20 protein-coding genes and 1 riboswitch are annotated in these 17,616 nt (G+C 73.5%); of the genes, 7 read left to right on the top strand and 13 right to left on the bottom strand.

Annotation, left to right across the window (positions count from 1 at the left end):
* Window positions 1–238 precede the first annotated feature (238 nt).
* Window positions 239–1,270 (bottom strand): pyridoxal-phosphate dependent enzyme, encoded by a 1,032-nt coding sequence (locus ABD901_RS52065; RefSeq protein ID WP_345141788.1) that lies wholly within the window; start codon window positions 1,268–1,270, stop codon window positions 239–241.
* Window positions 1,267–2,388, bottom strand: coding sequence for an amidohydrolase (locus ABD901_RS52060; protein WP_345141785.1), 1,122 nt, complete (start codon window positions 2,386–2,388; stop codon window positions 1,267–1,269). Before ABD901_RS52060 ends, ABD901_RS52065 begins: the two co-directional genes overlap by 4 nt.
* Window positions 2,389–2,481: 93 nt before the next feature.
* Here ABD901_RS52060 and ABD901_RS52055 point away from each other — a divergent pair, with 93 nt between their 5' ends.
* Window positions 2,482–3,372 (top strand): LysR substrate-binding domain-containing protein, encoded by an 891-nt coding sequence (locus ABD901_RS52055; RefSeq protein ID WP_345141782.1) that lies wholly within the window; start codon window positions 2,482–2,484, stop codon window positions 3,370–3,372.
* Here ABD901_RS52055 and ABD901_RS52050 read toward each other — a convergent pair.
* Entirely contained in the window at window positions 3,369–3,791 is a 423-nt protein-coding gene (locus tag ABD901_RS52050) for a VOC family protein (protein ID WP_380135489.1), read from the bottom strand. The genes ABD901_RS52055 and ABD901_RS52050 overlap by 4 nt on opposite strands.
* Before the next feature lie 131 nt (window positions 3,792–3,922).
* Between ABD901_RS52050 and ABD901_RS52045 the strand changes: the two genes are divergently transcribed.
* Together ABD901_RS52045 and ABD901_RS52040 are read left to right on the top strand one after the other, a co-directional pair.
* On the top strand, window positions 3,923–4,372 hold the full coding sequence (locus tag ABD901_RS52045) for a hypothetical protein (RefSeq protein WP_345141776.1): 450 nt from the start codon (window positions 3,923–3,925) through the stop codon (window positions 4,370–4,372).
* 58 nt (window positions 4,373–4,430) lie between these two features.
* The gene (locus ABD901_RS52040) at window positions 4,431–4,961 is read left to right on the top strand and encodes a DUF2255 family protein (RefSeq protein WP_345141773.1); all 531 of its coding nucleotides are present in this window, start codon (window positions 4,431–4,433) and stop codon (window positions 4,959–4,961) included.
* 253 nt (window positions 4,962–5,214) lie between these two features.
* Here the strand turns inward: ABD901_RS52040 and ABD901_RS52035 are convergent, their stop codons facing one another.
* A complete protein-coding gene (locus ABD901_RS52035) occupies window positions 5,215–5,679 on the bottom strand; it encodes an SRPBCC family protein (protein ID WP_345141770.1) in 465 nt (154 codons plus the stop codon).
* A 249-nt stretch (window positions 5,680–5,928) separates the two neighbouring features.
* On the opposite strand from ABD901_RS52035, the gene ABD901_RS52030 reads away from it, so the two are divergent.
* The 3 genes from ABD901_RS52030 to ABD901_RS52020 all read left to right on the top strand — a co-directional run bounded on the left by ABD901_RS52030 (window position 5,929) and on the right by ABD901_RS52020 (window position 8,278).
* The gene (locus ABD901_RS52030) at window positions 5,929–6,552 is read left to right on the top strand and encodes a hypothetical protein (RefSeq protein ID WP_345141768.1); all 624 of its coding nucleotides are present in this window, start codon (window positions 5,929–5,931) and stop codon (window positions 6,550–6,552) included.
* A 163-nt stretch (window positions 6,553–6,715) separates the two neighbouring features.
* Complete coding sequence (locus ABD901_RS52025) at window positions 6,716–7,666, top strand: hypothetical protein (protein WP_345141765.1); 951 nt, start codon at window positions 6,716–6,718, stop codon at window positions 7,664–7,666.
* Window positions 7,667–8,047: 381 nt separating this feature from the next.
* A complete protein-coding gene (locus ABD901_RS52020) occupies window positions 8,048–8,278 on the top strand; it encodes a hypothetical protein (protein ID WP_345141762.1) in 231 nt (76 codons plus the stop codon).
* Between the two features lie 222 nt (window positions 8,279–8,500).
* Here the strand turns inward: ABD901_RS52020 and ABD901_RS52015 are convergent, their stop codons facing one another.
* From ABD901_RS52015 to ABD901_RS52000, 4 genes are all read right to left on the bottom strand, one after another.
* Complete coding sequence (locus ABD901_RS52015) at window positions 8,501–8,815, bottom strand: DMT family transporter (protein WP_345141759.1); 315 nt, start codon at window positions 8,813–8,815, stop codon at window positions 8,501–8,503.
* A gap of 17 nt (window positions 8,816–8,832) precedes the next feature.
* Window positions 8,833–8,901: riboswitch (guanidine-III (ykkC-III) riboswitch) on the bottom strand.
* A 56-nt stretch (window positions 8,902–8,957) separates the two neighbouring features.
* Window positions 8,958–9,617 (bottom strand): response regulator transcription factor, encoded by a 660-nt coding sequence (locus ABD901_RS52010; protein ID WP_345141756.1) that lies wholly within the window; start codon window positions 9,615–9,617, stop codon window positions 8,958–8,960.
* Entirely contained in the window at window positions 9,614–10,711 is a 1,098-nt protein-coding gene (locus ABD901_RS52005; protein WP_425556848.1) for a sensor histidine kinase, read from the bottom strand. Before ABD901_RS52005 ends, ABD901_RS52010 begins: the two co-directional genes overlap by 4 nt.
* A 53-nt stretch (window positions 10,712–10,764) precedes the next feature.
* Window positions 10,765–11,553 carry a CPBP family intramembrane glutamic endopeptidase gene (locus ABD901_RS52000; protein ID WP_345141881.1) on the bottom strand — a complete coding sequence of 263 codons (789 nt, stop codon included), beginning with the start codon at window positions 11,551–11,553 and terminating at the stop codon, window positions 10,765–10,767.
* A 194-nt stretch (window positions 11,554–11,747) separates the two neighbouring features.
* On the opposite strand from ABD901_RS52000, the gene ABD901_RS51995 reads away from it, so the two are divergent.
* Window positions 11,748–12,269, top strand: coding sequence for a hypothetical protein (locus tag ABD901_RS51995; RefSeq protein WP_345141750.1), 522 nt, complete (start codon window positions 11,748–11,750; stop codon window positions 12,267–12,269).
* A gap of 69 nt (window positions 12,270–12,338) precedes the next feature.
* Here ABD901_RS51995 and ABD901_RS51990 read toward each other — a convergent pair whose 3' ends face one another.
* The 5 genes from ABD901_RS51990 to ABD901_RS51970 all read right to left on the bottom strand — a co-directional run bounded on the left by ABD901_RS51990 (window position 12,339) and on the right by ABD901_RS51970 (window position 17,490).
* Window positions 12,339–13,361 carry a hypothetical protein gene (locus ABD901_RS51990; protein ID WP_345141747.1) on the bottom strand — a complete coding sequence of 341 codons (1,023 nt, stop codon included), beginning with the start codon at window positions 13,359–13,361 and terminating at the stop codon, window positions 12,339–12,341.
* A 189-nt stretch (window positions 13,362–13,550) separates the two neighbouring features.
* Window positions 13,551–13,970, bottom strand: a complete 420-nt coding sequence (locus ABD901_RS51985; protein ID WP_345141745.1) for a hypothetical protein — start codon at window positions 13,968–13,970, stop codon at window positions 13,551–13,553.
* A 183-nt stretch (window positions 13,971–14,153) separates the two neighbouring features.
* On the bottom strand, window positions 14,154–14,801 hold the full coding sequence (locus ABD901_RS51980; RefSeq protein WP_345141742.1) for a response regulator transcription factor: 648 nt from the start codon (window positions 14,799–14,801) through the stop codon (window positions 14,154–14,156).
* Entirely contained in the window at window positions 14,798–16,762 is a 1,965-nt protein-coding gene (locus ABD901_RS51975) for a sensor histidine kinase (RefSeq protein ID WP_345141740.1), read from the bottom strand. Before ABD901_RS51975 ends, ABD901_RS51980 begins: the two co-directional genes overlap by 4 nt.
* A gap of 38 nt (window positions 16,763–16,800) precedes the next feature.
* Window positions 16,801–17,490 (bottom strand): hypothetical protein, encoded by a 690-nt coding sequence (locus ABD901_RS51970; RefSeq protein ID WP_345141737.1) that lies wholly within the window; start codon window positions 17,488–17,490, stop codon window positions 16,801–16,803.
* Window positions 17,491–17,616: the final 126 nt, after the last annotated feature.

The raw sequence follows: 17,616 nt of genomic DNA, 5'->3' as shown, positions 1-17,616 counted from the left end.
GAAATCGACGCTCATGAAGATTCCCGCGAACACGAAATTCTGTCAATACTTGACAGTTCCCCCAACTACGGTGGGGGGGTTCCCACCCCACACCCCCCATGCCCGCTGCGCGGGCACCGGCCTGCGCTGCGCTGCCCGGTTCACCGCGTGCCGCTGCGGGTTCGATGCGCTCCACACCGAGGCTGGACGGATCACCACCCTGGCACCGCACGGGCCCGCGTCACGCCCGCCTCCCTCCTCACGCCGCCGCGCTGCCCTCCGTGATCAGCAGGACGACCGTCGTGGCCGGGGTCAGGGGCAGCGGGAAGGCCGGGTGGCGCAGTGCGGCCTGGGGTGCGGCGCCGCACGGGCCGGCGTCGACGCCGTATGCGGACAGGTCATGGGCCGCCCGCGCCGCGGCGGAGTCGTCGACCGCGACGCAGGCGTCCAGGCCGCGCTCGATGTGCGGCCAGGCCAGGGACGACACGGTGCCGCAGTTCAGGCCGGCCATGTTCGTCGCCGACGTGGGGACGGTGACCGGGTGGCCGGCCGTGACGCTCGCCAGGACGCAGGCGGCCGAGCCGGGCTCCACGCTGACCACCGCGGTCGGCGACGCCGACGGGCCGGCGCGGTAGTGGGTCAGGGCGGCCTGCAGCAGGGAGCCGACGCCGGTGGGGACGAGGACCACGTCGGGGCGGGCGCCGGCCGCGCGCAGCTGCTCGTCCAGCTCGGCGAACAGGGTCGAGTAGCCGTCGACGATCCAGCCGGGGACCTCCTCGTAGCCGGGCCACGCGGTGTCCTGGACGAGCAGGGCGCCGCAGCGGCCGGACTCGCGGGCTGCGGCGTGTACCGCTGCGTCGTAGTCCCCCGCGATCCGGGTGACGGCGGCGCCCTCGGCGGCGATCGCGTGCACCGCCGCCGGCGGGATGGTCTGCGGGACGAAGATCTCGGCCCGGTGGCCGAGGTGGCGGGCGAAGCGGGCCACCGCGCGGCCGTGGTTGCCGTCGGTCGCGGTGACGATCGTCAGGGGGCCCTGGCCCTGGGCGCGTTCGACGGCGCGGTGCACGGCCCAGGACGCGCCCAGCGCCTTGAACGCCGGCAGGCCGAGGCGGTTCGACTCGTCCTTGGCGAGCAGGCGGGCCACGCCCAGCGAACGGGCGAGGGCCGGCAGGTCGGCCAGTCGGGTCGGCGCGTAGCCGGGCAGGGCGCGGTGGAACGCGCGGACCTCGGCCGGAGCCGGCCGGCACGACCAGGCGGGGTCGCGCGACGGGTTCACCGCCGCGGAGGTCACGCGGACCGGACCAGGTTGACGTAGTAGCGGACGCCGACGTCGAGGACCTCGTCGTTGAAGTCGTAGTCCGGGCTGTGCAGCGGTGTCGCCGACTCGCCGGTGCCGAGCAGGACGAAGCAGCCGGGCACCTCCCGCGCGAACACGCCGAAGTCCTCGCTGGCCGTCCACTGTGGAACGTCGGGGTCGACCCGGTCGTCCGGCACGGTCGCACGGGCGGCGGCCAAGCCCGCGGCCACGGCGGCGGGTGCGTTGACGGTGGGCTCGAACTCGCGCGTGTACGTCACCGTGGCCGTCGCTGCGTGCGCCGAGCCGATGCCGGTGGCCAGCTCGCGCATGCGCTGCTCGATCAGCGCCGACACCTCGGGGTCGAAGCTGCGGGTGTCGCCGCGGATCACGGCCTCGCCGGGTATGGCGTTGCGGGCGCCGTCGGTGGTGATCTCGGTGCAGGAGACGACCGCGGGGGCGGCGGGGTCCAGCGAGCGCGACACGATCGTCTGCAGCGCGAGGACCAGTTCGGCGGCGATCACGATCGGGTCGACGACCATCTGCGGGCGGGCCGCGTGGCCGCCGCGGCCGGCGATGCGGATCTCGAAGTTGTCCTCGCCGGCCATGATGGCGCCGGTGCGCGTGGCGAGCGCGCCCGCCGCGTGGCCGGGCATGTTGTGCACGCCGTGGATCGCCTCGACGGGGAAGCGCTCGAACAGGCCGTCGGCGATCATCGCCCGCGCGCCGCGGCCGTGCTCCTCCGCGGGCTGGAAGATCAGGTGCACGGAACCGCCGAAGCCACCCTCGGCAGCGAGGACGCTCGCGGCGCCGAGCAGCATCGCCATGTGCCCGTCGTGGCCGCAGGCGTGCATGACGCCGTCGTGGCTCGAGCGGTACGCGCGGTCGCCGCGCTCGGTCAGCGGCAGGCCGTCCATGTCGGCGCGCAGGCCGATCGCGGGGCCGTCACCGCCGCGCAGCGTGGCGACGAGGCCGGTGCCGCCGACGCCGCGCACGACGTCGAGACCCAGGCCGGCCAGCGCGGCGGCGAGGTAGTCGCCGGTGCGGTGCTCCGCGAAGCCGACCTCGGGGATGCGGTGCAGGTCGTGGCGCCATTGGCGCACCTGGTCGCTCATGCCGCACAGCCTCGGGCCAGGCACATCCGTCTGTCCAGCGAATGTTTCCGAGGGGTACCGTTCGGGTGTACCGAATGATCGGAAAGAGGCCGGATGCTGGACCTTCGCCGCCTGCGCCTGCTGCGCGAGCTCGCACACCGCGGCACGCTCGCGGCGGTGGCCGAGGCGCTGTCCTACAGCCCGTCGACGGTCTCCCAGCAGCTGTCGCAGCTCGAGGCGGAGGCCGGCGTCGCGCTGCTGGAGCCGGCCGGGCGGCGGGTGCGGCTCACCCCGCAGGCCGAGATCCTCGTCGCGCACACCGAGCGGATCCTCGAGCAGCTCGAGCGGGCACAGGCCGACGTCGCCGCATCCACCGCCCGCGTGGCCGGCGTGGTGCGCGTCGCCGCGTTCCAGACCGCGGCCCTGGCGCTGCTGCCCCCGGCGATCACCACCCTGGCCGGGCGCCACCCCGGGCTGCGGGTGCACCTCACCGAGGCCGAGCCCGAGCACGCCCTGCCCGCCCTGCTGGCGCGGGACTTCGACCTGGTCATCGCCGAGGAGTACCCGGACAGCCCCCAGCCCCGCCCTGCCGAGCTCGACGTCGAGGACCTGCTCGCCGACCCGATCCGCCTCGCGCACCCGACCGGGCTGCGCACCACGCGCAGCCAGGCCGCCCTGCGCGAGCTCGCCGAGCACCCGTGGGTGATGGAGCCGGCCGGCACCGCGGCCCGCGCCTGGGCCGTCACCGTGTGCCGGAAGGCGGGTTTCGAACCGGACGTCCGGTACGAGACCAGCGACCTGCTGCTGCACATCTGCCTGGTCGAAGCCGGGCACGCCGCCGCGTTCGTGCCCGACCTCGCCTGGAACGGCCGCCGCCCCACCGTCGCCACGCGCCCGCTGCCGAAGACCCAGGCGCACCGGCGCATCCTGACCGCGGTGCGCCGCGGCCGCGCCGGCCACCCGGCCGTGCGGGCGCTGCGGGCGGCCCTCGCCGCCGCAATCTAGTGCAGGCAGAACTCGTTGCCCTCCGGGTCCTGCATCACGTAGGCGATCGGCCCGCGGTCCGCCGCCGTGGCGACCAGGCGGGCGCCGAGGCCGGTGAGGCGGTCGACCTCGGCGAGCTTGCGCTCCTCCTCGACGTCGATGTCCAGGTGCACCCGGTTCTTGACGAGCTTGCCCTCGGGCACCCGCTGGAAGAACAGCCGCGGCTCGACCCCCTGCGGGTCGGCGCACGCGGCCACGTCACGAAACGCGGATCGCCCGCCGACCTCGACCCGATCCTCCGCCGGGATGCGCCCTTCGGCGACCAGCCGGTCGACGAGCGCGGAGTGGTCCTCGACGACGGTGCCGAACACCTGTGCCCAGAACGCTGCCTGCGAGTGCGGGTCGGCGCAGTCGAACGTCACCTGAGTTCTCATGACCATCGATCATGCCCCGAGTCACGGACAGCCGTGTTCCGCAATCACCGGCGGAACCGGGTCGGCCGGACGGTGGAGTCGCTCAATGCCCGGCCTTGGTTAGGGTGCGGCCGGTGGCCGCGCGTGGGAGGGGTTCGATGGAGGACGGGTTCGAGATCGACGAGGTGCGGGTGGGCGTGCTGCTCGAGGAGGCCACGCCGGTCGGCGACGACCTGGACGAGCTGGACGAGACGGGGCACGTGCCGGCTTCGGGGTACCGCGGGGAGCACCGCGCCGGCACCGCCCGCCGCATCGCGGTCCTGGGCGACCAGGCCCTGCGCACCGCGGCGACGGCGGTCGGCCTGGAGGTTGCGACCGTCCTGACCGGCGTCGTGGCGGGCATCGTACGCCGGGCCGGCGCGGACGCCGCGGACGGCGCGACGGTGCGGGCCGGCTCGTTCGACATCGGCGACGTCGAGCTGAAGTTCGGCGTGAAGGCGGTCCTCGGCGCCGGCAAGGCCGTCGAGGCGCTGCTGACCGCAACCGGCGAGGCCACCGTCGAAGTGACGGTGAAGCTGAAGCAGCGCCCGCCCGGCTCCGCCTCCTGACGGGGCGGCCTTTCGAAAACGCTTCAGGAGCATCGAAAGGATTCGTAGCGTACGCCGCATGATGCGACGTCTCCTCGTCGTCGTGCTCATGTGCACGTCGCTGTTCCCAGCGGCGCCGGCGGCCGCCACCGCCTCGACGTTCGCGCCGCGGAGATTGGACCGCCGCCGCCGGGGTAGCCACCACGGACCGCGCGACGAGAGCAGGTGCGACATGCCAACGTGGACCGACGAAGACCTCAACCGCGTGGGTGACGCCGAGGAGCTGCAGCTGTCCTCCCGCCGCCCCGACGCGACCCTCCGCCCGTACGTCACCATCTGGGTGGTCCGCGTCGGCGACGACCTGTACGTACGCTCGGCGAACGGCCCGGACAACCCGTGGTACCGCCGCGCGAAGGCCAGCGGCACCGGCCGCATCCGCGCCGGCGGCTCGGAGCGCGACGTCACCTTCGCCGAGTCCACCCCCGAGGCCAACGCCGCGATCGACGCCGCCTACCACGCGAAGTACGACCGCTTCGGCCCCAGCTACGTCGGCCCCGTCGTCGGCCCCAAGGCCGCCCCGCTCACCATCCGCCTGCTCCCGACGCCCTGACCGCCGAGCCGCCTCCCCGCGGCGGGGCTGCACGGGCGGCGACGTCGCCCACCTCGAAACCAGCCGCCTCGACCAACTCGGCATCCCGGCCGGCTGAACCACTTCTCCTGGGTGCTCCCACAGGGTTCGAACCGGCGCGGTGGTCCCGCCCGCCTGACTTCGTCGGGGAGCCCCCTGGCCGGCGGCAGCGCCGGCCAGGGGCTCGCGTCGACCGTCGGTGTCGGCGGCGCCGTGCGAGGCCGGATGACAGGGCCTACAAGTCCGCTCCGGTGGCGAACAACGCGGCCATGGCGGCGAACATGCGGCTGTGTGCCTGTTCGGCTTCGGTGGCAACGAGCCGCCGCAGCGGCCATGGCGCGTGGATGGTCAGCGTTTCCTGGATGGTGGTCGCGTCGCCGGTCGGGGTGAACGTCACCTGCCCGACCAGGCGGATTCGCGGCGCCTGACGCGCGAGCGTGGCGATCGGACCTTCGGGTGGCGCGGAGATCTGTACCCGGTAGGTGAAGCGGATCCGCAGGCCCGCCACGACCATCCGGTCGGTGACAAGGTAATCGGTGATCGCCGTACCGTCCGCGGCGAGGGCCGTGCCGACCTGGCGCACTGCGACGATGAGCGGGTGGACCCGGCGCAGGTTCGTCAGGTCCAGGTACCAGGCGCGGACCGCCGCCGGCCGGCCCGGGATGGTGGCGGTGATGACACGGGACACGATGCGCGACATGGCGCCTACCCTGCCATCGAGGGCGTCGCGGTGGAACGGTGCAACAACCGCCGAATCGGCGTTCGCTCCAAACCTGCTCGGTCAGGCCGTGCCGCTGCTCCGGGCCGGGCACCGCGCACAGCCGCCGACGTAGCGCCTCCCAGGTCCCCGCCCGCACGTAAGACCAGGATGACGTACCTCGGACATCCGACAAGGCGGGCGCCCTCCTTCGGGCCAACGCGGTTGATCCGGACTCGTACCGTGGCTCGTGTGCTGCACCGTCCGCGTACTGCTGTCACCAAGGCGGCTGTGATCCTGGGGCTGTACGTCGTTGCGGGGCTCGGGGCCGCCGCGATGCCATTTGCTCGCCTGCCGGGCGAATTGCCGGCGATTGCGGTGGTGGTGCTCCTGGTGGCCGCGTTCGTCGTGGGCCAGCAACTTGTCTGGTACAACGGCTGGATCCAGATAGGTGGCGTGCTCGCCGCCGCGGTGTTCGTGATTTGTACCGGCCTGGCGGCACACTCTTCCGTCCTGTCCTGGCACGGCGATCGGATCGAGGCGGTCGTGACAGGTGTCTCGGTGACGCGCGGCTCCCACGGCTCGACGACGTACCACTATGTCCTGGTGGACGATCAGCAGCGTCCGATACCCGGGCATCTGTCGGAAGACGATCCAGAGTTCGACCGCGGCGAGAGGGTGACCGTCGTTGTGGACCGTCACAACTGGGTCGACCCGGAGACATCCGGCGAGGTCGGGGCTGCGCGACCTCTGTGGATTGCGGCTCTGACCGGCCTGGCCCTCACCACGATCCTGTCCGTGCTCGGCGGGCGCAGCCAGGGAAGCGGGCGGGCACCGCGCTCCGGTCCGGGCGGTGTCTGGATCTTCGACCGCTGACAGCATCCGGGCACGGCGCGTCAACCGGTGTGTCGGGCTCCATTTGATCCGTAACGCCACAATCGCGGAGCCTGGTGTCGTATGGGTTGCGGTTGGTGCGGGGAGTCCCTGAGATGATCCGCCCGTGACGACTCACGCGGCCCGTGCTGGCGGGTGGGCGCCCGTGGTGGCGCTGGCGGCTGTGGTGACATGCCTGGCGGCCTGCTCGAAGCCGGGCTTCGGTGAGGTCCTGACGGTTGCCGGTTGGGCACCTGACGGCAGCGTCGTGGCGGCGACGGAGCTCAGCGAACGCCCGGCCACGCTGTACTCGGGTGCGGCCGGGGGGAAGCTTCGGCGGGTGCCGTTCGAGTACTGCCAGCCTGACAGGATTTTGTCGACCTTCCCGCTTTCGAGCGGCCGGGTGGGCCTGACCGTCGTCTGCGGCGAGTGGGGTGAGGTCCAGCTGGAGGCAGAGCGTAACGGATTGTCTGCTCCGCGCGCCGTGCGGTTCGTCTCGCTGGAGTGGTCAACCGGCCGCGTGGAGCAGCTGGCCGCCATCGTTGCCGATCCTGGCGAAGCCGCCGTTTCGATCGAGGACGGTGTCTGGTCCGAGCCCGCTGGGGCGGCATTTGTGGGGTACGCGAGCGGATGTCCCGGCATCGGCCGGCTGGACAGCGATGGGAACGTGCAACCGTTGGCGCTCACGGTGCCGATGCCTGGCGGGTCGGTGTCGCTGGCCTCCGAGCTGCCGCCACCCGGCGGGTCCGGCTGCGCCGCCCATGCGCTGGCCAGCCGAATCGCGATCATCCCCAACGGGCAGCACCTAGCGTTCTTCGCACACCGTTGCGACGGGTGGTGTACCGGTGTGCCGGAGTTCGACGGTGAGTGGTTCGTCGTGGTCCACGATCTCGTCCGGCAAACCGTCCGGGTGCTGCCCGGCGGATTCAGCTCGCCGCATGCGTTGGCGCTGACCGACTCCGGCGCCATAGCGGTGAGCGCCCGGCACGGGGAAAAGAAGGCCTGTGGCTGTGCTCGAACGGCCCGGATACGGATTGCAGCAAGCCGAAGAGGCTCGCGGAAGGGGTGTTCTTCTCCGCCCAGTTCCGGGCCGATGGTGGCCGAGTGGTCGCCGTAAAGTATCGCGAGCGGGAACCAGTACAGATCGCGGTCAACTAGGTTCCGCCGATTACGGTGCGATACCGCCGTTGCGTCAGGGTCTACTCCACCAACACTCGCAGGAGTGTCGCGCGTCAACCGGTGTGTCGTTACGGATCAGTGTCACATGATGCGTGACAGCTCCCGCTAGACGATCATTGGGTGTTCGTGGTCTGCTCTTCTTGAGCCAGTATCGCCTGTAGCGGTGCAGGACCACGCTGGCGTCGGGCGGCGAGGAATCCACGCGGAATCCCGCACCTCGACGGCCGTCTGGTCGTCATTGACTCGGATTGGACCGTCGTCGGGACCGGGCTCCACCGTCGCACTAGCTTGTGGGACCGGCAAGCCCGACGATGGTCACATGACAGACGACAGCGGTGTCCTGGTGGGTGCCAGAGCCAATCTGTGGCGCGGTGCAGAGGCCATCGGTGGTCGCCTGACCCTGACCCGCGACCGCCTGTCCTTCCGTGCGCATGCACTGAACGTCCAGACTGAGCCGCTCGACCGGCCCGTATCGACTGGCCCGCTGCCCGAACCACCCTCGCCGTCTACGGCGTGGATGTCATCAATGAACGGCTGCAAGGAGCCGTGACCGAGTCAACCGGACACCACCGCCCCCACCAACGCACATGCGTAGGTGCGCGGCGGCCGCCGCGCAGCCCCGGCCATGATGGCCGGGGCCGGCGTACTCGGCGAACTACCGCAACGGTGCCCCCGACAACCCCGGACGAGACCCACACAGGGACCGCGCTGGAGCGACGAGACGCACACCCGGACTGTTTCAATACGAACACAACGGACTACGAAACAGGCCTTAGTGGAAGACCTTCAGGCCGATGACGCCGGCCACCACGAGCAGCAGGGACAGCATGCGCAGGAGGCTCGCGGTCTCGCCGAGCAGCAGCATGCCCGCGAGGGCGGTGCCCGTCGCGCCGATGCCGACCCACACCGCGTAGCCGGTGGCGACCGGGAGCGTGCGCAGTGCGTACCCCAGGCCGATCATGCTGGCGACCAGGGCGACGGCGAAGACGGTCGTGGGGACCGGGCGCGTGAAGCCGGCCGAACGGCCGAGCGCGATCGCCCACACCGCTTCGAACAGACCGGAGACAACCAGAACGAGCCACGCCATGACGACGGCACCACCTTCGTGCGGTCGTCTTGACAGGCCGGGTACGACACACCCTCGTCCGGGGCGGGCACGGATCGCGCCGCCGCCCCAAGAATAGCCGCCGGGCCGCGCGCGAGCTCGTTTGGTGACCCGTTTCACCAGGTCAGTTGGGGTCGGCGAGGCCGTTTCGGTACGCGTACACGACCGCCTGCACCCGGTCGCGCAGGTCCAGCTTGGTGAGGATCCGCGAGACGTACGTCTTCACGGTCTCGGCGCTGATGACGAGGGTGGCGGCGATCTCGGCGTTGGACTGCCCGGTGGCGATCAGCCGCAGCACCTCCAGCTCTCGAGGCGCCAGCTGGGGCGCGGCGCCGGGCGGTGCGGCGGCGGGGCGGACGCGGGCGGCGTAGCGGCCGATGAGCCGGCGCGTGACCTCGGGGGCGAGCAGCGCCTCGCCCGCGGCCACGGTGCGCACGCCGGCGATGAGCTGGGCCGGGGTGGCGTCCTTGAGCAGGAAGCCGCTCGCACCGGCGCGCAGGGCCCGGTACACGTACTCGTCGAGGTTGAACGTGGTGACCACGAGGGTCTTCACCGGGTCGGGCACGCCGGGCCCGGCCAGCAGGCGGGTGGCCTCGATCCCGTCGAGCACAGGCATGCGGATGTCCATGACGACGACGTCGGGCCGTATCCGGCGGGCCAGGTCGACGGCGGCCCGCCCGTCGCTCGCCTCGCCGGCGACCTCGATGCCGGGCTGGGCGTCGAGGATCGTGACGAACCCGGTGCGCACCAGGGCCTGGTCGTCGCAGACGAGCACCCGGATCACGCCGGGTCTCCCGCCGGGATGCGCGCGGCGACGGTGAACCCGCCGCCGGGCGCCGGCCCGGCGGACAGCTCGCCGCCGAAGACCTCGACCCGGTTGCGCAACCCGGCCAGCCCGCGCCCGGACCCGCCGACCGCGGCGGCCGTGCCCCCGCCGCCGGCGGAGGTGACGTCGATGTGCACGCCGTCGTCGCGATGCTCGAGCCGGACGACGGTGGGGCGGCCCGCGGCGTACTTCATCGCGTTGGTCAGCGCCTCCTGCACCACCCGGTAGGCGGCCAGCTCGCGGCCGGAGCCGAGCCCGCGCGGCCGCCCCCGCTCGACGAGCTCGACCGGCTGGCCGGCGGCCCGGGTCCGGGCGACGAGCTCGCCGAGCGAGCCGAGGGTGGGCCGGTCTCCCTCGGGCGCGACCCGGTCCGGGTCGAGGACGCCGAGCAGGTCGCGCAGCTCACCGAGGGCCCGCCGCCCGGTGTCGCTGATCGCGGTGAGGCTCTCGCCGAGCCGCTCGGGGTCGGCCGCAAGGTAGGGCGCGGCGTCGGCCTGCACCACCATCGCGGTGACGTGGTGGGTGATGACGTCGTGCAGCTCCCGGGCGATCCGGGCCCGCTCATGCGCGGCGGCGTCCCGCTGCCGCTCGGCGGCGGCGGCCCGCCAGCCGCGCATCCACGCCCCGGCGAGCCAGCACGCGGCCAGGCACAGCCCGAAGACGACGAAGTCGACCACCTGCGCGCCGGACCCGGCGGCGTGCAGCGCGACCGCCAGACCGGCGTAGGCGACTACGGCACCGGCACCGACCGCCCGCCGATGGTCGCGCTGGTGCGCGCCGGCGCTGTACAGCGCGACGAGCACCCCGACACTCGCGAACGTGGCGTACCCGCGCAGCTCCTGCACCGCGAACCCGCCCGCCACGATAGCGAGGCACGCGGCCGGCCACCGCCGCCGCCAGACCAGCGGCAGCGTCTGCGCGAGCGCGGCGAGCACGGCGAGCGCGTCGGCGGGCCGGTGCGGCAGCTCCCCGAGCCGCGTGCCGTTGCCGGCCAGCGGCGGCAGGAACGCGAGGCCGGCGAGCGCGGCGCCGAGCAGCCCGTCGCGGACCATCGCGCCCCGCGACGAGAGAACCGGCAGCCGCAGCACGCCCGCAGCGTAGCCGGTCACCGGCCGCTGAAGCGCACGATGCGCCCCCGCCGCTGCGCGACCCGCAGCAGCAGCGCCGCCGCGACCCCGCCGACGAGGATGGCGAACACGCTCCCTTCGGGCCCGAACGCCCCGCCGCTGATCGCCGCCGCCCCTTCGCTCGCCCCGCGCAGCAGCCCGTGCGGTTCGGCGCCGGAGCCCGACACCGCGGTACCGAAGAGACCGGACTCGGCGAAGTTCCACCCCAGATGCAGCCCGATCGGCACCCACAGCGTCCGGGTGACGGTATACGCGGCGCCGAGCAGCACCCCCGCCTCGGCCGCGATCGCGAGCGCCCCCCACAGCGTCGCACCCGGATTGAGCAGATGCAGCGCCCCGAACAGCGCGCCGGAGAGCACGAGCGCGACCGCGGTGCCGGCCCACTCCTGCAGCAGCCGGAACAGCACCCCGCGGAACAGCAGCTCTTCGGCAACGGCCGCCCCGGTCATCGTCCCGAGCGTGGCGAGCGCACCGAGGAACGATCCCCACCCGTCGATCCGGTAGCCCCCGAACAGCGCGATGATCCCGATGGTGACCGCGAACAGCCCGACGCCGAGCCCGGCGCCGCGCAGCACCCCCGGCACGAGCCCGCCCCAGTCGGCCTCGGCGGCGTCGCGCTTCTCGAGCCGGCGGACCATCATGCGGTACACCATGAGCCCACCCGCCGCCGTAGCCACCCCGACGAGGAGCGCGGCGAGCGCGTTCGAGCCCGCCACCGAGGCCAGCCCCGCCGAGGCGATCAGCACCACGAAGAACACCGGAACCATCACGAGCAGCCGCGTCCCGACTCGCCACGGCGATCCAACGAAAGTCATGCATGAACGCTATGACCGAACCCCCACCACGAACGTCCCCGCACGGTGGACAGTCCCGTGTAGCTCGCACGGGGGACACGTCAGCCGGCCGATGGTTCGCGGAAAGTTCACGGCGTGGATGAGCGACGTCGGGCTACCTTCGGGCCATGGACATCCGCCGACGGGAACTGGCGCGGGCCGTCGTCAACATGTCGGTCTGGTGCGTCGTCTGGTCGGTCTTCTGGTACCTCCACACTCGTGCCATCTGGTCCGTCCTGCCTGGGATGATCCAGGGCATCTTGATGGGCGCCTTCATGGCGGCGTGGGGCAGGAACCAGTTCCGGCGGGCCTTCGTGGCCGGTGGCCGGCCGGCCAGCGATGACGAGCGAACGGCGGCCTTGGCGGCGCTGCGATCCGGGCAACTGCCGAGCGAGCCACGGAAACGAGATGTCGCCCTCGCGTTCGCCCGCAACCAGCTCGGCCGAAGAACCAACCCGTGGCGGGTCGCCGTCGTCGCCGGCTTGTCCACGCTCATGTCGGTGTTCCTCGCCATCGTCTACAACCCGTGGTGCTGGCTGTTGGCCGGGTTCTTCCTGGCGTTCCCTGCTGCGCTGATCGTCGCTCTGCGTCGCAGGCGGCGACGGGCCCGCACCCTGCTGATGACGCTCCCAGCAGGCAACGCGGCATAGTGCCTGGCCGGGCGTCTCGGACTTCCTCGGCTTCGCGGTCTGGGTGCGGACGGAACGCTCGAACGAGCGCTATGTCTGCGCCCTGTTCACGGCATCATCGAGGTTCGCGGTGAGGCCAACGCGGCATACGAGGGCGGCCATGAGGTCGCGGCCCCCGGCCAGCCCGCAGGTGGTGCAGTGGTGCCGGCGGTGGCGCAGCTGTTTGGGGGTCCGGGTGCCGCAGAGGCAGTGCTGGGTCCAGGCGGTGTGCCGGGTCCCGGCCCGGACCAGGCCGGCTCCGCCGCCGAGCGCGGCGACCTTGCTGGTCTCGTGGCGCAGCGCGGCCACCAACATGCCGGGGGTGAAGGCGTGCAGGCCGCGGCCCCACCGCGCCGCCCATGCGCGCAGGTCCGCGGCTTCGATAACCAGCTCCGCGCCGTGGGTGGCGACGATGGTAGCGGCGACGATCTGGGCGCGGGTCCGGCCGGCCCGGGTCCGGGCCGCGCCGTCGGCGGCCGTCTGGGCTCGCAGCCGCCGGTAGCCGGCGGACAGCTGGTCGCGGCGGTAGGCCTGCACCGGCACACCCGCCGCGGTGGCGATGCGCGGGCCGGTCGGTGTGGTCACGGTGACCGGGGGCGGGCCTGCTGCGCGGCGGCGGTCGGCCCTGTGCTGTTGCCGGGCCGAGAGCTGGTACTGGTGTGGGTTGGCGGCCCGCCGGGAACGCTGCAACGCCCGGTTCCGCCGCCGCTGCCGCAACCGCTCGGCGGCCAGCCGATCAGCGTCCGGGCCGGACCTCGCCACACACGTGGCACGCAACCCGTCGGCGGCTACGCCGGTGGTGGGGATGGAGACGACGGCGAGGTTGGACACGTTGACGTCCACCCCGCCCCGCCGCGACAACCCGGCGGCCGCGGCACGCCGCGCCGCACGCTCCAGCCCGGGCAGGGTCAACCCCAGCCGGTCCCGGACCGCCGCCGGGCCCGCTACGGCGCGTTCGTGATGCGCGGCACGATAGGCGGCCAGCCGCGCCTGGGCGTCGCGCTGCACCGCCCGACGGACCGCGAACGCCGCCGAAAACACCCCGCTCCACATGCCGCCGCGTCTACGGATCATGTACATCAAGCGGCAGCCGCAACACCGACACCGGACCGTCATAGCTCCACGCGGCAGCCCGGTTCGGACCACGCCGACGAACACCGGCCACTACTGCCACGAACGGCACTTTATGGACCCAACGGCAACCACCACCAACCCCCGCCCACGCCACTTACGAAACACGGCTCAGCAGCTGTGACTGTCGGCTCAGCCAGCGACCCCCCGCTCCCACTCGCCGATCAGACCCTCACGGATCCCCTCATCCGGCCGACCGGCCTCGATCCACCCGACCGAATCGCCCCCATACTCGATACCCACAGTCACGCCCGTACGACCAGAGAACGCGGCCAAGGCATCGACCACAGACTTCGCATCCGCCAGCTCGCGCCGGTCCAACTCAGCCGACACCGTCACCTCCCCAGACGCGCGCACGTCCGTCAACCACAAGAGCACTCCACACGTGCGCACCCCAGCGGAGTCGATGTTGTCGACGAACTCAGGTGGCGCGCCGGCCCACTCCCGCGACTGAAGCAACTGAGCGGCCAAACGCTCCAGCCCCGCCACCGTGTCCGGCATTACTTCGTCGTCGACATAGCCGAGCAGCGCCACCTTCGGGTACCCAGACACACCATCACCTTGCCATCCCCTCAACCCACTTGCTCATGGGAACTCTCCCACCATCGCAGATCGTCTACGCAGGAACCCGGGCTGGAGTATTAGGCCGCGAACCTGCTCGCCGTCCGGACGCGCCGCCGCAGGCTGTTGAGGGGGTTCGGGTGGAGCGAAGCTCCCCCGGGCGAGCGCAGCGAGCTATGAAACAGCGCCGAGGCCGGCGTCGCGGGCGCGGGCCACCGCGGCGGCGCGGTCGGCGACGCGGAGCTTCGCGAAGACGTTCGAGACGTTGTTGCGGACCGTCTTCTCCGTCAGGCCGAGGCGGGCCGCGATCGCGGCGTTGTTCGCGCCCGACGCCATCAGGGTCAGGACCTCGCGCTCGCGGGCGGTCAGCTCCGGGAACGGTGCGACGCCCGCGGACGGGCCGGCGGCGAAGAACTGGGTCAGGCGGGCCGCGACCGCCGAGCCGAAGATGGCCTCGCCCGCGGCGACGACGAGGATGGAGCGCAGGATCGTGTCCGGGCCGGCGCCCTTGAGCACGTAGCCGCGGGCGCCGGCGCGCATCGCGGCGAAGATGGACGCGTCCTCCTCGACCATCGTGAGCACCAGGACCGCCACGTCCGGGAGGGCGGCGACGATCCGCCGGGTCGCCTCCACGCCGTCGAGGCCGGGCATCCGCAGGTCCATGATGACCACGTCCGGGCGCTCGGCCAGGGCGGCCGCGACGGCCTCGGCGCCGTCGGCGGCCACCCCGGCCAGCTCCGTCTCGGGCGAGTCGTCGATGAGGGAGCGCAGGCCCTGGCGGAACAGCGGGTGGTCGTCGGCGACGAGCACGCGGACGGTCACGGCGAGCCCTCCGGGGACGGCAGTGGGATGCGGGCGGTCACGAGGGTGCCGGTCGGGCTGCGGCGGGTCACGTCGCAGCGGCCGCCGAGCTCCGCGGCGCGCTCGCGCATGGAGTGCAGGCCGACGCCGGCGCGGTAGCCGTCGGGCAGGCCGGCGCCGCCGTCGGCGACGGACAGCTCGAGGCGGCCGTCGACGCGCAGGGAGACCGAGACAGCGCTGCCGGGGGCGTGGCGGGCGGCGTTCGTCAGCGCCTCGACCGCGATGCGGTACGCGGCCACCTCCACCGCGGCGGGCAGCGCCGGGAGCGTGTCCGGCACGTCGATGTCCGCGGCGCCGAGGCGGATCGCCTGCTCGCGCACGGCGCCGGCGAGGCCGAGCTCGTCGAGGATGGGCGGGCGCAGGTCGTACACGATGCGCCGCACGTCGCCGACCGCCTCCTCGGTGGCGGTGCGCAGCGTGGCGAGCAGGTCCGCGGACGGGCCCTCGCCGGCCGCCCGGCGCGCCGTGTCGATGCCCAGCGCGATGCCGGCCAGCGTCGGGCCGAGGCCGTCGTGCAGGTCGCGGCGCAGCCGGCGGCGCTCCTCCTCGCGGGCGGCGACGAGCCGCTGCCGGGAGGCCTGCAGCGCCTGGGTGAGCGCCACGGCGCGGGCCGCGACGGCGACCTGGCGCGTCAGGCCGGACAGCAGCCGCCGCTCGTCGGGGGTCGGGCCGGCGTCGTCGCGGGTCTGCAGGACCAGGTGGCCGACGGTCTCCCCGGCGAACGGCAGCGGGAGGCGTTCGGTGGGGCCGGGCACGAGGCGGCCGTGCCGGCAGAGGACCTCGCCGCCGGCCTCGATCCCGACGTACCGCAGCCGCAACGCCTCGGCGACGGTGCGCGCGGCGGCCGGCAGGATCTCCTCCGGCGCGCCGACGGCGTCGAGGCGCTCGCCGAGCCTCGCGAACGCCGCGGCCGGGTCGTCGCGCAGCCCGTACACGAGCTGGTTGATCCGCCGCTGGGCGAGGTCGCGCAGCGGCAGGACGGCGAGCGCCGCGGCGACGGCGGCGGCGACCTGCGGCACGAGCCCGTCGAAGGCGAGGCCGAGCGCGACGACCACGAGCAGGTACACGGCGACGAGCGCGACGCTGAGCGCGCCGTACACGAGGGCGCGGCTGAGCACGGCCCGGGTGTCGAACAGCCCGTAGCGCGCGATCCCGGCCCACGCGGCGACGCCGAGGGCGAGCGCCGCGCAGTTCTCGAGGATCGCAACGGGCGCGGTCGCGCCGGTCGTCATGCCGGCCACGACGCAGGCGATGTAGCTGCCCGGCACGACGAACGCGACCCGGGCCGCGGTGCGCAGCGCCGGCGCGTAGGGGCCGGTGTCGCGGCGGGCGTGCCGCCGCAGCGAGACGCACGCGAGCAGGCTCAGCGGGCCGAGGACCAGGATGCTGACCACGAGGCCGTTGGCGGCCGGCACGCCGATCGGGTTGGACACGCCGGGCACGTCGGTCGCGTCGGTGGCCAGCAGCGCCCACACGGCCAGCACCGCGAGCTCGGCCGCGTAGGCCCACGCCAGGGCGCGGCGGCGGCGCGTGCCCAGGCCGCGGTCGGGGAAGAGCAGGATGCCGTACGTCGCGACGAGCGGCACGGCCACGAGCGCGAACGGCGTCGTCGCCGCGTACACCCAGCCGGCGAGCTCGGTGTGCCCGCGGTGCACGGCGGCGTCGGCGGCCGCCTGCAGGCAGCCGGCGACCGGCGCGCCGACCCCGGAGACGAGGAAGATCAGGCCGGTGCGGCTGCCGGGGTTCGCGCGCAGGATCGCGGCGCCGACGAACGCCACGGCGAGGTACACGACGCCGGTGAGCACCAGCATCACCGACAGCCAGCCGAGGTCGCCGGTGCCGATGAGTGCGACGCCCACGACGGCGGCGGCCGCGGCCACACCGACCGCGGTCCGGATGGCGGGGCGCACCGTCGGACGCATCACGCCCGATTGTGCGCCACCGCCGGCCCCGAGCGACATCACACTGGGAGCGCTTCGCGGGCGGCCGTTCGGCTCGGCCCCGCCGGGAGGTCCCACTCCGCGTCCGGGGTGCGGGCCACCCGCACGGCCACGGCGAGCAGCGCCAACGCGAGGACGAAGCCGGACGCCACGTCCACGGCGGCGGCGAGCGCGTGCCCGACGGTGTGCAGCACGACGTACAGGATGAACAGCGCACCCACCCACCAGCCGACCGCGCCCGAGCGCCACAGGCCGATGCCGAGCACGACCATCCCCACGACGTGTCCGAGGACGAAGATCAGAAGCAGGGTGTTGTACACCGGGTTCGCGGCCATCGCGTCCAGCAGCGCGGCGGCGCCGGCCCGGTCCGGCAGCCGGGACCCCTCGTAGAGGCCGATGCCCTGCCCCCCGAGGCTCATCAGCCCGGCCAGCCACGCCAGGGCGCTCAACGCGCCGCCGATGTAGCCGAGCCTCGGCGCGCCGCGGCGGGCGACCCGGCCGGCGAAGACCATCGCGGGCACGAGCGCGATGAGCGCGACGAGCATGGTGTTGGAGGCGGCGGCGACGCCCGAGTGGGCGGCGTAGGCGTCGAACTGCTGCGCGGCGGGCGCATCGTCGTTCTCGGTGACGACGAGCGGGATCGCGGCGGCGACGCCGGCGACGGCGAGCGTCGCGACGGCGCCGAAGCGCGAGATCGTGCGGATGTCCATGGCGTTCCTTCCCCGGTCGGTGGCTTCCTGCCGACCAGGTTCGCCGTCACCGCGTCCCGGGCGGCAGAGCCGCCTGTCCCGCCGGGCCGGGAAACGGCCGGGGTCCCGCCGCGCCCCCCCCCCCCC

The sequence above is a fragment of the Dactylosporangium darangshiense genome, assembly GCF_039537565.1.
Classification (GTDB): domain Bacteria; phylum Actinomycetota; class Actinomycetes; order Mycobacteriales; family Micromonosporaceae; genus Dactylosporangium; species Dactylosporangium darangshiense.
Note: the sequence above shows the minus strand (reverse complement) of the source record. Positions and strands in the feature narration are given on the sequence as shown.